We start from the raw sequence: 14,144 nt of genomic DNA on the forward strand, positions 1-14,144 counted from the left end.
GATCTCTCGTGGATCAATCCCTTGCCGTTGGGCTTATTGCCATTGATCGAGGGTAAAGTTGAGTGGATTGCCCTGGCCGTAGCTCTTCAAACCGTTTGGCAACTCCCAGCCATGGTCGAGATGAAGGTCACGGGCAATCTCCCGCATCTTCAATTTGTAATGCGAGAGATTGATCGCCTTCATCTCATCACCATCGATCCTTGAGAAAACGACATGCGAATGGTGACGACCTTTTTTTTCATGCACGACAATCGCGCAAGGTTGATTGTTGAGGCCCAGTTTCACGGCAACACGGGTTGCCGCCTCTCGAAAAACATCATCTGACACAACAACATGCTCAGGCGGGTTCAATGACACTGAAAACAAATTCTGTTCGCATCGCGTTGCCTTCGAAATCGCATGAGCGACGTGCATAAGCCTTGCTTCATGCATGGCTAGCACGCCCCTTGAAACGGCGTTCTTGATGGTCTTTAGGCGCGATCAAAGCAAGGGCGGCGTTTGCGATTAGCATGTCTGCTTTCTGATAATAGGGAGCGCCCCAAAAGTGACGAAAGGGAGGAGAATGGCTAGGATGATTGCCGCAACCCTTTGATCAACTCGCCTTGCCGCTCTTTCGACACGGGAATGTAGCTATTCACAGTCGTCGCTAGATGCTCATGGCCAAGATTGAGGGACCACGCCTTGAGTTGTTCCATCCTGCTACAAGTTTCGTCCCCATAGCGCGCAAGCGTCTTGCGGAACTCGTGTGGTGTGAACGGTGTCATTTGCACGCGCCGGAATGCGGTCTTGATGATCGCATTCAAGGGTGCACCGGATGTGTAGCCTTCACGCGACAATCCGACCTTCTGAAACCGCATGTTTACCATGCCCATCTCTGCCTTCGGAAAAACTGCGTCCGTGTCGCCAAACAATTCAACTTCACGCAGATACGTAACCCACCGCTCAAAGCATTCGCGGTAGAGCGGGTCCACGGGAAAGAACCATGTGTCAATTAATTTGGCGTTCTTCGTCGCCACGTCGCGCGGGTCTTGAAAAACGTGACCGTCAAATAGGTTTACATGCTTCAAAAGCAGTGTTGCCACCGCTCCATCGCGCGCACCGGTCAGCATGAAAAACGCGAACAGCGCCTTGTCCCGTCGCTCGAATTTGTCGCCTTCCGGCATTGCTTGAAATGCGTGAAGCGCCTGTTCCATAGACGGATAAGGAATTGAGCGCTGGGCATGTGCAACCCGCCTGCCCTTGAGCGAGTTGTTAAAGTATTCAGCGTCTGAATACCTGGCCCGCGACTTGAAACCGGGCTGATCCGCCAGCCAGAGAATGAAACCCTTCACATACGCCAGAGTGGCATCTACCGTCGAGGGGCTGAGTGGCTTCTTCGTCCGCTTGTTACGCGCCTTGGAAAGATGCACCTTCAGACGCTCCCCCCAACCACGATGGAATTGTTTGAAGTCCTTTCCTCCAACCGCTTTCTCGAATTCGGTCAGAGCGGAAGCCACCTTATCGAGCGTTTTTTCATCACGCCCCTTGGCGTGTTTTAGATGCTCCAAATATTTGTGCTTCATACGCACGTTGGATGCGGTTGTCTTGGGCATGTTCAGCGCCCCCCTTCTAAGTTATCATTTCAGTTGAACCAAAAAGGTTCGTTTAGGCGTGTTCCCGCGTGTTGTATGCGAAGCCGTATTTGCCCGCCCATTTGCGAAGATCGCGCCGTGAAATAATCAGGCGCGTCAGTCCAGCGCAGGTTGGACAGATCGCCATGATGCAGTCGCGCTCGGCGTCGATTGGTTCAGCTTCGACCAATCCGGGCTCAGGCGTTCGCGCGGCGTGGCAACCCAAACAATAAACCTCGAAAGTTTTCAGCGGTGTTTTCTTCTTTGATAGCTTGGCTTTATGAAACGCGTGGAAGTCGCTGCCTTGAATGAGGTAGGGACGCGCGTCGCTAACGTGTGGCAAGCCAGCCTTACACCACCGACGAACGGTCCCTACTGTCACGCCAAGCAAATCGGCGAGTTGAAAGAACGTGTAGCTGCGATGGGTTTTGACGCGACGTGCGGAAATACGGGCCATCAACTATGATCCCCGTCCGGATCGACACGATTTGCCTCAGCCCATGCGTTGAGGTCCGCGCCATGGTAAATGATCTTGCGGCCCAGCTTGTAGTAGGCTGGGCCCATCCCCTTGTGGCGATATTGCGCCAGTTTGTTCCGGTCGCCGATGATCTCCAACTCGGGGTCGCCGAGGACGTAGGTGCGGTTCTGCTCGAAAAGGTTCGCCATGATTGAGGCTCCTTGGTTGCTATGTGCATCCATTGGAGCGTTTCGGTTAGCATTGGTAAAAATGCGCGAAGCAGCGTGAGAAAAGGGCTTAGCCGTCCAAGCTTTTCCTACCTGCGCTGCGCGTCAGAGCGGCGAGAGTTTCTTCTTCCGTTTCCCTGAGAGTCATCCCAACTAATGACCCAAGAAGCCCTTCCTGTCGCGTCTCGACGTCGCGCTCGGTCAACTGTGAAACCGCCCACCGGGCGTGTTCACGTTCGTTCACTTCATGGTCTAGGACTGCATAAACTTCTTTCAGGGCGCGGCAAAAATCAGTCGATGGCTCTCCGGTTTCTCCGGACGTTCCATAGGTCGGGATCGCTCCAACCTGCTGACAATAGAGCCTTGCAAGGTTCAGTGCGAGAAAACGCGCAAAGTAGTCCGGGGCACGATATGAGAGGTTCCAGAATTTGCTTTTCTGGTCTTCGAGTTCCCTTGCCCGATCTTGCAGGGCAAGCTGCATGTCCAAAAGTACCATGAGAAATGTGGTGTAGCCTCCAGCCTCGGCTAGGTTCTGCCGTACCAGATCAGAGGCGCTGGACACTTCGAGCCCAGCCGCGTTTTCTCGCAGTTTGCGGTTGAGAATTCCGGACAGTCTCTGGATTTCCGGCGCGACGCCGTCGTCCTGTTTTGCGTTGACCAGCATCGTGTCGATCAGGCTGGTGACCTGCTCAAGGGATTTTGTAACAACTGCCAGTTCTGCGTTGAAATCCGCCTTGGTCTCATGTTCGTTCGGCCGGTTGATATCGAATGGCGGCAAGAGCCTACCGCTCGCGGCAAGCCCCGCGCGGTGTCGGTCACTGCTTTTGCCATGCGGTTCCAGCATCCGATCCACGATGTCGTGAAGCCGCGCCATCTTGTTGGACGACAGCGCGTCGGCGGTCTTATTCGTCTGACTCTCCTGCATAAAGGTCAGCATACACCGACCTTCCTGCATTAGGTATCGTTTATGTTCGATTGCTTAGGATGAAAGCACGGTTAAAAATGCCCCGCGCCTGCGGACCTTTCTGCATTAACTTTTTGCAATCTTCCCCAGCGAAACGACCGTGCCTTCCGCACCCGTCACAAACTGAGACCACCGTTTCATCAAACTTCTGCGCTTTTCGAGCAGGTCGGACCGTGCATAAGCCTGTTCGACTGCGGAGCCGATTCGGTGCGAAAGGCTCATCTCGGCGATCTCGCGCGGTGCGCCTACAGCCTCGGACGCCCAGTCTCGAAAGGTCGAGCGGAAGCCGTGCACGGTGATGCCCTCGACTTTCATCCGGCGCAGGAGCATCAGCATAGCCATGTTAGACAGTGGCCGGTGCCGCTTTTGCCCCTCGAAGACGTAGTCGGATTGCATGGCCCGCAGAGGCTCGATGATCGCCAGCATTTCGGCGGTTAATGGTACTCGATGATCCGCTCCGGTCTTCATCCGTTCCGCCGGGCAGGTCCATAGGGCGTTGTCGGTGTCAATCTCCGACCAGGTCATGCCCAGCACCTCGCCCGTGCGCGATCCGGTCAAACAGGTGAACATCAGCGCTTGCGCGGCCATCGCGTTGCGTGTCGCCAAATCGGCATAGAAGGCAGGCACATTGCGCCAGTCCATCGCCTTGTGATGTTTCGGCTTAGCCTTCACCTTTGGCAGCACGCCACCGTCGCGGATCGCCGTCACCGGGTTCTCACCATCACGGAAGCCCTTGGAGCGCGCCACATCCAGCACGGTCTTGATGCGCTGAGCCACGCGCCGCGCGGTCTCGTGCTTCTCGATCCAGATCGGCGACAGTACCGCCAGCACCTCAGGTTGCCCGATGTTATCGACCGGCAAGCGACCGATTTTGTGGAACGCATATGTCTCCAGCGTTGTGATGAACTGCGCGGCGTGCTTGGCGTTCTTCCAAGTCGGCAGCCGTTCGGCATGCAATTGTCGCGCGATCTCCTCGAAGTTAGGGATTTCCTTCACGCCGTGAAACTTCGGATGCAGACCGGCGCGCGCCAGACGCCGATATTCCAGGGCCCGTGCCCGTGCCTCGTGCAACGACACCAGATCGGCCCCACCAAGCCCGAAGTCGGTCCGCAGAGGCTTGCCCGCACGATTCTTCTGCCCCTTCACCGTTACCCGCACAATCCAGCGTCGCGCGCCTGAGGGGTCAACGACAAGATAGAGGCCATTTCCATCCGCGTGCCGCCCTGGCCCCATAGACTTGACGAGTGCCTTGGTTAGCTTTCCAGAGAGATGCAACATCAGGATTATACCTCACTTCATACCACGCAATGGGATGAAGTGAATTTAATCGAAAAGAAGCCAAGCGCAATACTTGGGTCACTCTACCCATATTTCATGGACCAAAACGCATCGCTGACAGTCGGAGGAAATGGTGAAGTGAGGTAGGGTGGCGGAGGCTCAGGGATTCGAACCCTGGGGACGCTCTCACGCCCAACGGTTTTCAAGACCGCCGCATTCGACCACTCTGCCAAACCTCCGGTGGCAAGCGACTTAGCGACCAAATCGCGATTCTGAAAGATGGGTTGAGGAAAATCTGGGCTGTTGCACGTCAGACTTTTCTTGCGGGCGACAAGACTGTAAGCTGCGCGGAAACAAGATAGGCGTCGGGCGCAAGCCATTTAACGACGCGGTCGGGCGGCATAGCAGAAGGCGAGCAGGCAATGGACATCACGAAGACGACCCCCGCTGTGTGGCGCAGGCCTCGCAAGGTACTGCTGTGCGGCGCGGTTGTCGTGTCGCTTGCGGGATGTGAGGGCGCGAACATGCCCGCTTTCCTGCAGGGCGGCGGCACGACAACAACCGAGGATGGCACCGTCACGTCACAACGGTCCACCCGTCTGGTCGAGCGCGATGTCGAAGCGCCCGAGGTGTTTCAGGTGAATGAGCCCGGCCTCTGGGATGGACGACCGTCCCTCGGTGGCGTCTGGGCGGCGCACCCGGACGTGTCCGAGCCTGAACGCGTGATCATTCGCAATGAGGCGAACGGCAATTTCGTGATCGGGGCGCTGTTCCGCAAGGAACGCGAGACGCCGGGTCCTCGCCTGCAAATCTCGTCGGATGCCGCCGCCGCGCTTGGTGTGCTGGCCGGTGCGCCAACGAACCTGAACGTGGTTGCGCTGCGTCGTGAAGAGGTGCCGGACGATGCGGTCTCGGCTCCTGCGCAGGATGCGCCTGTCGGCGAAGGCACGCTGGATGCGCCCGCGGACGTGGCCGAAACCACGCTTGATCCGATTGCCGAGACAGCCGCAGCCGCGCTTGAGGCGACACCGAGCGAGGCACCCGCCGCCCCGGCTCCGCGCCCGACGACATCGCCACTAGAGAAACCCTATATCCAGATCGGGATCTTCAGCGTTGAAGAGAATGCCAACAATACCGCGACCGCCATGCGGCAGGCCGGCATGGTGCCGACCGTGCTCGAGCAATCTTCCAGCGGTAAGACTTTCTGGCGCGTGATCGTCGGACCGGCACAAAGCAGCGCAGAGCGGCGGACCTTGCTTGCCAAGATCAAGGACCAAGGGTTCACTGACGCCTATGCCGTGACGAACTGATCCGGCGACATTCCAGGTACGACAGGAGAGCTGCCATGATCCGACGCGCCCGTGTTCTTTTGACCGCTGGTCTTGCGGGGTTGTTGATGTCCACCGCGCCGTTGGCGGCTTTTGATACCTCGGCGTCGGCCGCCTTTGTGCTGGACGAAAAAACCGGAACGGTCCTGCTGTCCAAAAATGCGGACACGCCGCTTCCGCCCGCGTCCATGTCGAAGCTCATGACGCTCTATATCGCGTTCGAAGCGGTGCGCGATGGCCGTCTGTCCCTGGACGAAGAACTGCCCGTGTCGGCGCACGCGAACTCCTTTGGCGGCTCGACGCTCTTTTTGCGCACCGGCGAGCGGGTGTCGGTCGAAGACCTGATCCGAGGGATCATTGTTCTGTCGGGCAACGATGCCTGTGTCGTCATCGCCGAAGCCCTGTCCCCGGACGGGAGCGAGGCCGGGTTTGCCCGTATGATGACGCAACGCGCGCAGCAGATCGGGATGACCAACTCCACCTTCAAGAATTCCAGCGGATGGCCGGCCGACGGGCATGTCATGTCGATGCGTGACCTGACGCTTCTGGCGCAGCGGATCATCGAAGATTTTCCCGAGTTTTATCCGATGTTCGCCGAAACGGAGTTTCTGTTTGACGAAGCCGAGTCATCGAACCGCTTCAACCGGAACCCGCTTCTGGCGCTTGGCATTGGGGCGGACGGTCTGAAAACCGGGCATACGCAGGAAGCGGGTTACGGCTTGGTGGGTTCTGCCAAACAGGGGGATCGCAGGGTGATCTTCACGATCACCGGCCTCGATACCGCACAGGCGCGCGCGCAGGAATCCGAAGCCATCGTCAACTGGTCCTTCCGTCAGTTCGCCGAAAAGACCGTCACCAAGGCTGGTGCGGTGATTGCTCAGGCCGATGTCTGGATGGGCGCTTCTGATACGGTGGGTCTTGTCGCAAACGAAGACGTGACGCTTCTATTGCCGAACACTCCCGGCACCGGGATTTCTGCGGAGGTGGTCTATACCGGCCCCATTGAAGCGCCGATCGCGGCCGGTCGGCAATTGGCCGAGCTTATCATCAGCCCCGAAGGACTGCCCGAACACCGCATCCCGCTTTTCGCGGCGACCGAGGTGCCTGCGAGCGGGTTCGTGGATCGGATTCTGAATGTCTCGCAGGTCTTGCTTGGGCGCATGCAGACCCAGGCCGGGGATACGATGTGAGCCAAGACGGGCTGTTCGTCAGCTTTGAAGGCATTGACGGATCGGGGAAATCGACACAGGCACGCCTTCTGGCAGATCGTCTGACGGCCTTGGGTCGCGACGTGGTGTTGACCCGCGAACCCGGCGGCAGCCCGGGGGCCGAGGAAATCCGCGCGCTGGTGCTTCAAGGGGACCCGGATCGCTGGTCGGCGGAAACCGAGCTTCTGCTCTTTACGGCCGCGCGGCGGGACCATCTGGAACGCACCATCCGACCGGCGCTTGAGGCAGGGAAGATCGTCATCTGTGACCGCTTTGCCGACAGCACCCGCATGTATCAGGGCCTGTCCCGGGGCAATCTGCGGTCAAAGGTGGACGCCCTGCACGAGTTGATGATCGGCATCGAACCGGATCTAACGATCCTGATCGACATGGACCCTTCCACCGGATTGAGCCGCGCAAAATCGCGGAACACGGTCGAAGAGCGGTTCGAGGATTTCGGGCACGGCCTGCAAGCACAGATGCGCGACGGCTTTCTGGCGCTGGCCGAAGAATTCGAACACCGGTTCCGAGTGATCGACGGGGCGCGCGCACCCGAGAGTGTTGCAGAGGATGTCTGGGCTGCGGTAAGCCCGCATCTGACATGAGCGACACGCCCCACCCCGAACCAGATCGCATCGACGGCGCACCGCACCCCCGCGAAACGCAGACGCTTTACGGGCAGGATGAGGCGCAAGCAGAGTTTCTGCGCGCCTTCGCCTCTGATCGGTTGCATCATGGCTGGCTGGTCACCGGCCCGCGCGGGGTTGGCAAAGCGACGCTTGCATGGCGGATCGCGCGATTTCTGCTCGCCACACCTCCGGCCGACGATGATGGCTTGTTCGGTGCGCCGCCCGCGCCCACGGACTTGTCGGTGCCGGACGATCATCCCGTTGCCCGCCGCATGATGGCGGGGTCCGAACCGGGGTTGTTCGTGCTTCGCCGTCCCTTTGACGAGAAAGCCAAACGGCTCAAGGCGCAGATTACGGTGGACGAAGTCCGCAAACTCAAAGGGTTTTTCGCGCTATCCGCAACGGATGGCGGACGCCGCGTGGTGATCATTGACGCCACCGACGACATGAACGTGAACGCCGCCAACGCGATCCTGAAACTGCTGGAAGAACCGCCTGCGCGGACGACGTTACTCTTGGTCAGCCACCAACCATCGCGGCTTCTGCCGACGATCCGGTCCCGCTGTCGGGAACTGCGCCTCGGACCGCTTAGCCCGTCGGACATGGCGCAGGCTCTTTCGGGGATTGCAGATGATAAGCCAGGGTCTCAAACGGATGCCATGGCGGCGCTGTCCGGCGGATCGGTCGGAGAGGCCGTGCGGCTGGTCCAACTCGACGGCCTCAAGCTCTATGCCGATATTGTGCAGCTTCTGTCGTCCCTGCCCGACCTCAGCCGTCCGCACGCCATTGCGCTCGCTGAAAGCGCCGCCGGACGCGGCAAGGAAGACCGCCTTGACCTGATGCTGACGCTTCTGGATCGCGCATTGTCACGGCTGGCCCGCACCGGCGCGACCGGTCAACCGCCAGAGCCAGCGGCGGCACCGCGGGAGGCCGAGACGTTCCAGCGTCTTTGCCCAACGCCGGAGGCTGCACGGGTGTGGGCGCATCTGGCGCAACAGGAAGGCGACCGGTTGCGGCACGGGCGCGCCGTGAACGTGGAAACCGGGTCGCTTCTCCTGGCCAGTTTTCTTGCCTTGCGCGACGGGTGCCCCAGGTAGGATCAGGCACCTTGACGGCCCGCCGCGCATCCCTGATACCACCGCCATGTTGACGCCCCAGATCACCGACAGCCATTGCCACCTCGACTTTCCGGATTTCGACAAGGAGCGATCGGACGTCGTGCAGCGCGCGCTGGACGCTGGCGTGCGCCGCATGGTGACGATCTGCACGAAGCTGCGGCTCGAACCGCAGGTGCGGGCCATTGCCGAGGCGCATGATCCGGTCTTCTACGCCGCTGGCACCCACCCCATGAGCGCGGCCGACGAGCCGATGGCGACCGTCGATCAGCTGGTCGCTTTGTCCAGGCATCCGAAATTCGTGGGTATTGGCGAAAGCGGTTTGGATTACCATTACACCGGTGAAACCGCGGAGGTGCAGAAGCAATCTCTGCGGGTGCATATCGAGGCCGCACAGGCGACCGGTCTTCCACTTATCATTCACGCCCGGGCAGCGGATGAGGACATGGCGAAAATCTTGACGCAAGGCTTTAAGAACGCACCCTATACCTGCGTGATGCATTGCTTTTCATCATCTAGTGAACTCGCCAAGGCAGCCCTTGACCTGGGCTTCTACCTGTCGATGTCGGGCATCGCCGCCTTCCCGAAAAGTCAGGAACTCCGGGATATTTTCGCGGCCGCGCCCGTCGACCGCATCCTTGTGGAAACCGACAGCCCCTATCTTGCCCCACCGCCCCATCGCGGCAAGCGGAACGAACCGGCCTACACCGCACATACGGCGAAGGTCGGAGCAGACGTATTTGGTATGGATTACGCCGATTTCGCTGCGCAGACCGAGGCGAATTTTGACCGGCTTTTCAGCAAGGCCGCGCAATACGAGGCGGCTGCCTGATGGGAGAGATGCGTTTCACCATCCTAGGATGCGGGTCCTCCGGCGGAGTTCCGAGGCTCGGCAATATCTGGGGCGCCTGTGATCCGAGCAATCCGAAGAATATCCGCCGCCGCTGTTCGCTGCTGGTTGAGCGAATGACCGATGGCGGCACGACCCGTGTGCTCATCGACACCAGCCCCGACATGCGCGCCCAACTTCTGAGCGCGGGTGTCGGGACGCTCAACGCCGTGGTCTACACCCATAGCCACGCCGACCATGTTCACGGGCTGGATGACCTGCGGATGATCGTGTTCAACATGAAACAGCGCCTTCAGGTCTGGGCCGACGGCGACACGCAGAATGATCTCTATTCGCGCTTTGGTTATGCCTTCGTGCAACCGTCGGACAGCCCCTACCCACCGATCCTTGAAATGAACACCATCAGCGGTCCGGTGACAATCCACGGCGAAGGAGGCGACGTCACACTGACCCCGTTCCGGGTGAACCACGGCAGTATCGACGCCCTTGGCTTCCGCATCGGGGATTTGGCCTACCTGCCCGACGTGGCAGAGATCCCGGAAGAGGTGTGGTCACAGCATCTGCAAAACCTCGATGTCTGGATTCTTGACGCGCTGCGGCGCACTCCCCACCCGACCCACGCGCACCTCGAGCGGGCACTGGAATGGATGGACCGCGCCAAACCGCGCCGCGGCATCCTGACGAACATGCATGTTGACCTCGACTACGCCGAGGTCGAGGCCGAGACCCCCGACCACATCACCCCCGCCTTTGACGGCATGGTGATCACGCAGCCGGTGTAAGACGCCCGGGATGGCCACCGCGTTGCGCATCCCCTTGTCCGAAGCGGCCCGATGCAGGCGCTGATCGACGTCATCCTGCCGGTCTTTATCGTGATCGGCTTCGGCTATGTGGTGGCGTGGCGCGGGTTCCTTGGGTCGGGCACCATCGACGGGCTGATGACCTTCACCCAGACCGTCGCAATCCCATGCCTTCTGTTCCGGGCGATCTGGACGCTTGATCTGGGCGACAGCTTTTCGCTGCCTTTGCTCATCAGCTTCTATGCCGGGTCTCTCACCTGTTTCTTCTGTGGCCTGCTTGGTGCGAGGTACGTGTTCAAGCGGGGCTGGGAAGATGCGGTCGCCATTGGCTTTTGTTGCCTCTTTGCCAACTCGGTGCTGCTTGGTATCCCGATCACCGAACGGGCCTTCGGACCAGACGCGCTTGACGCCAACTATGCCATCGTCGCGCTGCATTCACCGTTCTGCTATGGCATCGGCATCACCGCGATGGAGATCGTCCGTGCCCGCGCCACGCAACGCCCCAAACGGCATCTGCCGGTTCTTGTCATCAAGGCGATGTTCCGCAACGCATTGGTAATCGGCATTGCACTCGGTGCGGTATTCAACCTGTTGAACGTCACCCTGCCGGGCCCATTCACCGAAGCGCTCGACATGATCGTGCGGACGGCCCTGCCCGCCGCGCTTTTCGCGCTTGGTGGCATCCTCTACCGCTACCGCCCCGAAGGCGACATGCGCGTGATCCTCTTTGTCTGCGCGATAACCCTTCTCTTGCACCCGACAATCACGTGGAGCCTCGGGCAGGTGTACGAACTGAAAGAAACGGCATTCCGCAGCGCCGTTTTGACCGCCGCGATGGCGCCGGGAGTGAACGTCTACGTGTTTGCCAACATGTACGGCCACGCCCGCCGTGTCGCGGCGTCGTCGATCCTTCTGGCAACCGGATTGTCTGTTCTGAGCGTCTGGGGTTGGCTCGCCATCTTGCCCTGATACGGAACAAAACCGCGAAATACGGTGTTTTGGGGGCATGACACAGACAAAAGCTGCCCTGATCGCCATTCTTCTCTGCACGCCGATGACCGCTTCGGCGGATGCGCTGGAACGGACGCTGACCGAATACGTCGCCGCGTTCGATTTGTCCGAAGTCACACCGACGTCGCGCGAACATCTGGCAGAGATTGTCGCCCACCCCACCATGTCGCACGGCATGAAAGTGCTGATGGTCCATGGCATCCTGCTTGCTGAGGACGCACTCCACCATGTCGATCAGCACGGCAGCCAGCCAAGCTATATGACCGGCTTCGCGGTGACGGCTGATAACGGGTAAGTTGGCGCACCCGAGAGGATTCGAACCTCTGGCCTCTGCCTTCGGAGGGCAGCGCTCTATCCAGCTGAGCTACGGGTGCCTGATGTGCGGTATACGCAGGCCACCGGGCGCACGCAAGCGCGTTTGAACGCGCTCACGCGACGCCTTTCCAGCAGGTTAGCCCGCTTTCAGTTCAAGTCGACGCTGATGCAGTACCGGTTCAGTGTAACCTGACGGTTGGACACGCCCCTCGAAGACCAGATCACAGGCCGCTTGGAACGCAATGGTGTCAAAGCTCGGCGACATGGGCGTGTAATCCGGGTCGCCTGCATTCTGTTCATCCACCACAGCTGCCATGCGCTGCATGATCTGCTTCACAACGTCTTTCGACACAATGCCATGATGCAGCCAGTTTGCGATATGCTGCGCCGAGATGCGGCAGGTTGCGCGATCTTCCATAAGGCCGACATTATTGATGTCCGGCACCTTCGAGCACCCGACCCCTTGATCGATCCAGCGCACCACGTAGCCGAGTATGCCTTGCGCGTTGTTCTCGACCTCTTTGGCGATCTGCTCTTTCGTCCATTTGCGATAGCTCGCCAGCGGAATGTCGAGGATCGTGTCCACATGCGCACGACGTCCGCCCTTGCGCAGTTTCGCCTGTACCGCGAACACATCGACCTTGTGATAGTGCAACGCGTGCAATGTCGCGGCGGTCGGGGACGGCACCCAGGCGCAATTGGCGCCTGCCTTTGGGTGTTCGATCTTCTGCTCCAGCATCGCGGCCATCATGTCGGGCATCGCCCACATGCCTTTGCCGATCTGCGCTTTACCCGACAGCCCGCATTCAAGGCCGATATCCACGTTTCGGTTCTCGTATCCGCCAATCCAGGCCTTACGTTTGATGAAATCCTTGCGGCTGAAAGGCCCTGCTTCCATTGAAGTGTGGATCTCGTCGCCGGTGCGGTCAAGGAAGCCGGTATTGATAAAGGCGACGCGATGTTTCGCGGCGCGGATACATTGCTTGAGGTTGACCGAGGTCCGCCGTTCCTCATCCATGATACCCAGCTTCACGGTATATTGCGGCAGGCCGAGCGCGTTTTCGACAAAGGTGAAAATATCGTCGGCGAAAGCCACCTCGTCAGGCCCGTGCATCTTGGGCTTCACCACGTAGACCGATCCCATGACCGAATTGCGCGGCCCGTCCGATTTGCCCAGATCATGCTTGGCAATCAGAGCCGTGATCATTGCATCCATCAGGCCTTCGAAAATCTCCGAGCCGTCTTTCAGCAGGATCGCCGGGTTCGTCATCAGATGACCGACGTTGCGCACCAGCATCAGTGCGCGGCCCTTGATCGTGATCTCGCCTGAGCCATCGGGCGCGGTATAGGTCGGGTCTGGGTTCAGCGCTCGGGTGACGGTCTTGCCCCCCTTTTCGAACGTGTCCGCCAGATCGCCTTTCATCAGGCCCAGCCAGTTCGCATAGGCCAGCGTCTTGTCCTCGGCATCGACGCAAGCGACTGAATCCTCGCAATCCATGATCGCGCTGACCGCGCTTTCGAGACGCACGTCGGCCAGCCCGGCCTGATCCCGCGCGCCGATGAAATGGGTGCGATCGAACACCAGTTCGACATGCAGCCCATTGTTGCGCAGAAGCACCGCATCGGGCGCTTTGGGGTGGCCTTTGTAGCCCACGAATTTCTCCGGCTGCGCAAGCGGCATATCGTCGATCAGAAGCGCGCCGTTGTGAACGTAATAGCGTCGCACGTCAGCATGACTGCCTCCTTCGATCGGGAATGCTTCGTCAAGGAAAACGCGTGCACGCGCCACGACGCGGGCACCCCGGCCCTTGTCATACCCGCCCTTCGGCGCGGGCGAGCCCATCGCGTCGGTGCCGTAGAAGCCATCGTATAGACTGCCCCAGCGGGCGTTCGCGGCGTTCAGCGCGTAGCGCGCGTTGGTGATTGGCACGACGAGCTGCGGACCCGGAACAGTGGCGATCTCGGGGTCGGTGTTCGCGGTCTCAATCTCGAAATCGTCGCCATCGTCGAGAAGGTAGCCAATCTCGGACAGGAACGCCTTGTAGGCCTCGTGGTCATGCGGCTGATTGCGGTGGCGGATGTGCCACTCATCGATCTTTGTCTGCAGATCCTCGCGGATGTTCAGAAGCTCTTTGTTCCGAGGGCCGAATTCGTGCGCCAGCTTGGACAGCGCCTGCCAGAACGCATCGGCGTCGACACCGGTACCCGGCAACGCCCGTTCTTCGATGAAATCGTGCAAAATCTGGTCGATCTGCAATCCGTGGCGGTCGATCCGCGTGGCCATGCTGCGCTCCATGATTGTATACGGCGGTACTCCATTAGAAAGAAAGTTTCCGATCCGCAACAGCTCTC

Annotated in this window: 15 protein-coding genes and 2 tRNA genes; 8 read left to right on the plus strand and 9 right to left on the minus strand. The window is 59.7% G+C overall.

The window, feature by feature from the left end:
- Positions 1 to 33: 33 nt before the first annotated feature.
- The 7 genes from BUA42_RS14635 to BUA42_RS14665 all read right to left on the minus strand — a co-directional run bounded on the left by BUA42_RS14635 (position 34) and on the right by BUA42_RS14665 (position 4,775).
- Complete coding sequence (locus BUA42_RS14635) at positions 34 to 432, minus strand: relaxase/mobilization nuclease domain-containing protein (protein WP_084066245.1); 399 nt, start codon at positions 430 to 432, stop codon at positions 34 to 36.
- A 134-nt stretch (positions 433 to 566) separates the two neighbouring features.
- Positions 567 to 1,592, minus strand: a complete 1,026-nt coding sequence (locus tag BUA42_RS14640) for a site-specific integrase (protein ID WP_072779001.1) — start codon at positions 1,590 to 1,592, stop codon at positions 567 to 569.
- Positions 1,593 to 1,644: 52 nt separating this feature from the next.
- A complete protein-coding gene (locus tag BUA42_RS14645) occupies positions 1,645 to 2,067 on the minus strand; it encodes a helix-turn-helix domain-containing protein (RefSeq protein ID WP_072779003.1) in 423 nt (140 codons plus the stop codon).
- Positions 2,067 to 2,276 (minus strand): MerR family transcriptional regulator, encoded by a 210-nt coding sequence (locus BUA42_RS14650; RefSeq protein WP_072779005.1) that lies wholly within the window; start codon positions 2,274 to 2,276, stop codon positions 2,067 to 2,069. The genes BUA42_RS14645 and BUA42_RS14650 overlap by 1 nt, the downstream gene beginning before the upstream one ends.
- 88 nt (positions 2,277 to 2,364) lie before the next feature.
- A complete protein-coding gene (locus BUA42_RS14655) occupies positions 2,365 to 3,072 on the minus strand; it encodes a hypothetical protein (RefSeq protein ID WP_143152710.1) in 708 nt (235 codons plus the stop codon).
- Between the two features lie 252 nt (positions 3,073 to 3,324).
- On the minus strand, positions 3,325 to 4,536 hold the full coding sequence (locus BUA42_RS14660; RefSeq protein WP_072779009.1) for a tyrosine-type recombinase/integrase: 1,212 nt from the start codon (positions 4,534 to 4,536) through the stop codon (positions 3,325 to 3,327).
- Positions 4,537 to 4,685: 149 nt separating this feature from the next.
- Positions 4,686 to 4,775 (minus strand) — tRNA-Ser (locus BUA42_RS14665).
- Between the two features lie 183 nt (positions 4,776 to 4,958).
- Here BUA42_RS14665 and BUA42_RS14670 point away from each other — a divergent pair.
- The 8 genes from BUA42_RS14670 to BUA42_RS14705 are packed head-to-tail and all read left to right on the plus strand — an operon-like array spanning position 4,959 to position 11,772.
- Positions 4,959 to 5,846, plus strand: coding sequence for an SPOR domain-containing protein (locus tag BUA42_RS14670; protein ID WP_072779011.1), 888 nt, complete (start codon positions 4,959 to 4,961; stop codon positions 5,844 to 5,846).
- A gap of 35 nt (positions 5,847 to 5,881) precedes the next feature.
- Positions 5,882 to 7,054 carry a D-alanyl-D-alanine carboxypeptidase family protein gene (locus BUA42_RS14675; RefSeq protein ID WP_072779013.1) on the plus strand — a complete coding sequence of 391 codons (1,173 nt, stop codon included), beginning with the start codon at positions 5,882 to 5,884 and terminating at the stop codon, positions 7,052 to 7,054.
- The gene (gene tmk, locus BUA42_RS14680; RefSeq protein WP_072779015.1) at positions 7,051 to 7,677 is read left to right on the plus strand and encodes a dTMP kinase; all 627 of its coding nucleotides are present in this window, start codon (positions 7,051 to 7,053) and stop codon (positions 7,675 to 7,677) included. Before BUA42_RS14675 ends, tmk begins: the two co-directional genes overlap by 4 nt.
- Positions 7,674 to 8,798, plus strand: a complete 1,125-nt coding sequence (locus BUA42_RS14685; protein ID WP_072779017.1) for a DNA polymerase III subunit delta' — start codon at positions 7,674 to 7,676, stop codon at positions 8,796 to 8,798. The genes tmk and BUA42_RS14685 overlap by 4 nt, the downstream gene beginning before the upstream one ends.
- Before the next feature lie 46 nt (positions 8,799 to 8,844).
- Complete coding sequence (locus BUA42_RS14690) at positions 8,845 to 9,648, plus strand: TatD family hydrolase (RefSeq protein ID WP_072779019.1); 804 nt, start codon at positions 8,845 to 8,847, stop codon at positions 9,646 to 9,648.
- On the plus strand, positions 9,648 to 10,448 hold the full coding sequence (locus tag BUA42_RS14695; protein WP_072779021.1) for an MBL fold metallo-hydrolase: 801 nt from the start codon (positions 9,648 to 9,650) through the stop codon (positions 10,446 to 10,448). The genes BUA42_RS14690 and BUA42_RS14695 overlap by 1 nt, the downstream gene beginning before the upstream one ends.
- Positions 10,449 to 10,499: 51 nt before the next feature.
- Positions 10,500 to 11,435 (plus strand): AEC family transporter, encoded by a 936-nt coding sequence (locus BUA42_RS14700; protein WP_072779023.1) that lies wholly within the window; start codon positions 10,500 to 10,502, stop codon positions 11,433 to 11,435.
- Positions 11,436 to 11,472: 37 nt separating this feature from the next.
- The gene (locus BUA42_RS14705; RefSeq protein ID WP_072779033.1) at positions 11,473 to 11,772 is read left to right on the plus strand and encodes a hypothetical protein; all 300 of its coding nucleotides are present in this window, start codon (positions 11,473 to 11,475) and stop codon (positions 11,770 to 11,772) included.
- Positions 11,773 to 11,774: 2 nt separating this feature from the next.
- Here the strand turns inward: BUA42_RS14705 and BUA42_RS14710 are convergent.
- Together BUA42_RS14710 and BUA42_RS14715 are read right to left on the minus strand one after the other, a co-directional pair.
- Positions 11,775 to 11,851: transfer RNA gene (locus BUA42_RS14710), tRNA-Arg, on the minus strand.
- Positions 11,852 to 11,928: 77 nt separating this feature from the next.
- Positions 11,929 to 14,076 (minus strand): malate synthase G, encoded by a 2,148-nt coding sequence (locus BUA42_RS14715; RefSeq protein ID WP_072779345.1) that lies wholly within the window; start codon positions 14,074 to 14,076, stop codon positions 11,929 to 11,931.
- Positions 14,077 to 14,144 lie beyond the last annotated feature (68 nt).

The organism is Marivita hallyeonensis (genome assembly GCF_900129875.1).
In the GTDB taxonomy this organism is placed as follows: Bacteria; Pseudomonadota; Alphaproteobacteria; order Rhodobacterales; family Rhodobacteraceae; genus Marivita; species Marivita hallyeonensis.

Coding starts and splice junctions, on each gene's coding strand:
- BUA42_RS14675 (WP_072779013.1), top strand. CDS start 5,882: ATGATCCGACGCGCCCGTGTTCTTTTGACCGCTGGTCTTGCGGGGTTG.
- BUA42_RS14640 (WP_072779001.1), bottom strand. CDS start 1,592: ATGCCCAAGACAACCGCATCCAACGTGCGTATGAAGCACAAATATTTG.
- BUA42_RS14685 (WP_072779017.1), top strand. CDS start 7,674: ATGAGCGACACGCCCCACCCCGAACCAGATCGCATCGACGGCGCACCG.
- BUA42_RS14700 (WP_072779023.1), top strand. CDS start 10,500: ATGCAGGCGCTGATCGACGTCATCCTGCCGGTCTTTATCGTGATCGGC.
- BUA42_RS14645 (WP_072779003.1), bottom strand. CDS start 2,067: ATGGCCCGTATTTCCGCACGTCGCGTCAAAACCCATCGCAGCTACACG.
- BUA42_RS14670 (WP_072779011.1), top strand. CDS start 4,959: ATGGACATCACGAAGACGACCCCCGCTGTGTGGCGCAGGCCTCGCAAG.
- BUA42_RS14715 (WP_072779345.1), bottom strand. CDS start 14,076: ATGGCCACGCGGATCGACCGCCACGGATTGCAGATCGACCAGATTTTG.
- BUA42_RS14705 (WP_072779033.1), top strand. CDS start 11,473: ATGACACAGACAAAAGCTGCCCTGATCGCCATTCTTCTCTGCACGCCG.
- BUA42_RS14660 (WP_072779009.1), bottom strand. CDS start 4,536: ATGTTGCATCTCTCTGGAAAGCTAACCAAGGCACTCGTCAAGTCTATG.
- BUA42_RS14650 (WP_072779005.1), bottom strand. CDS start 2,276: ATGGCGAACCTTTTCGAGCAGAACCGCACCTACGTCCTCGGCGACCCC.
- BUA42_RS14690 (WP_072779019.1), top strand. CDS start 8,845: ATGTTGACGCCCCAGATCACCGACAGCCATTGCCACCTCGACTTTCCG.
- BUA42_RS14695 (WP_072779021.1), top strand. CDS start 9,648: ATGGGAGAGATGCGTTTCACCATCCTAGGATGCGGGTCCTCCGGCGGA.
- BUA42_RS14635 (WP_084066245.1), bottom strand. CDS start 432: ATGCATGAAGCAAGGCTTATGCACGTCGCTCATGCGATTTCGAAGGCA.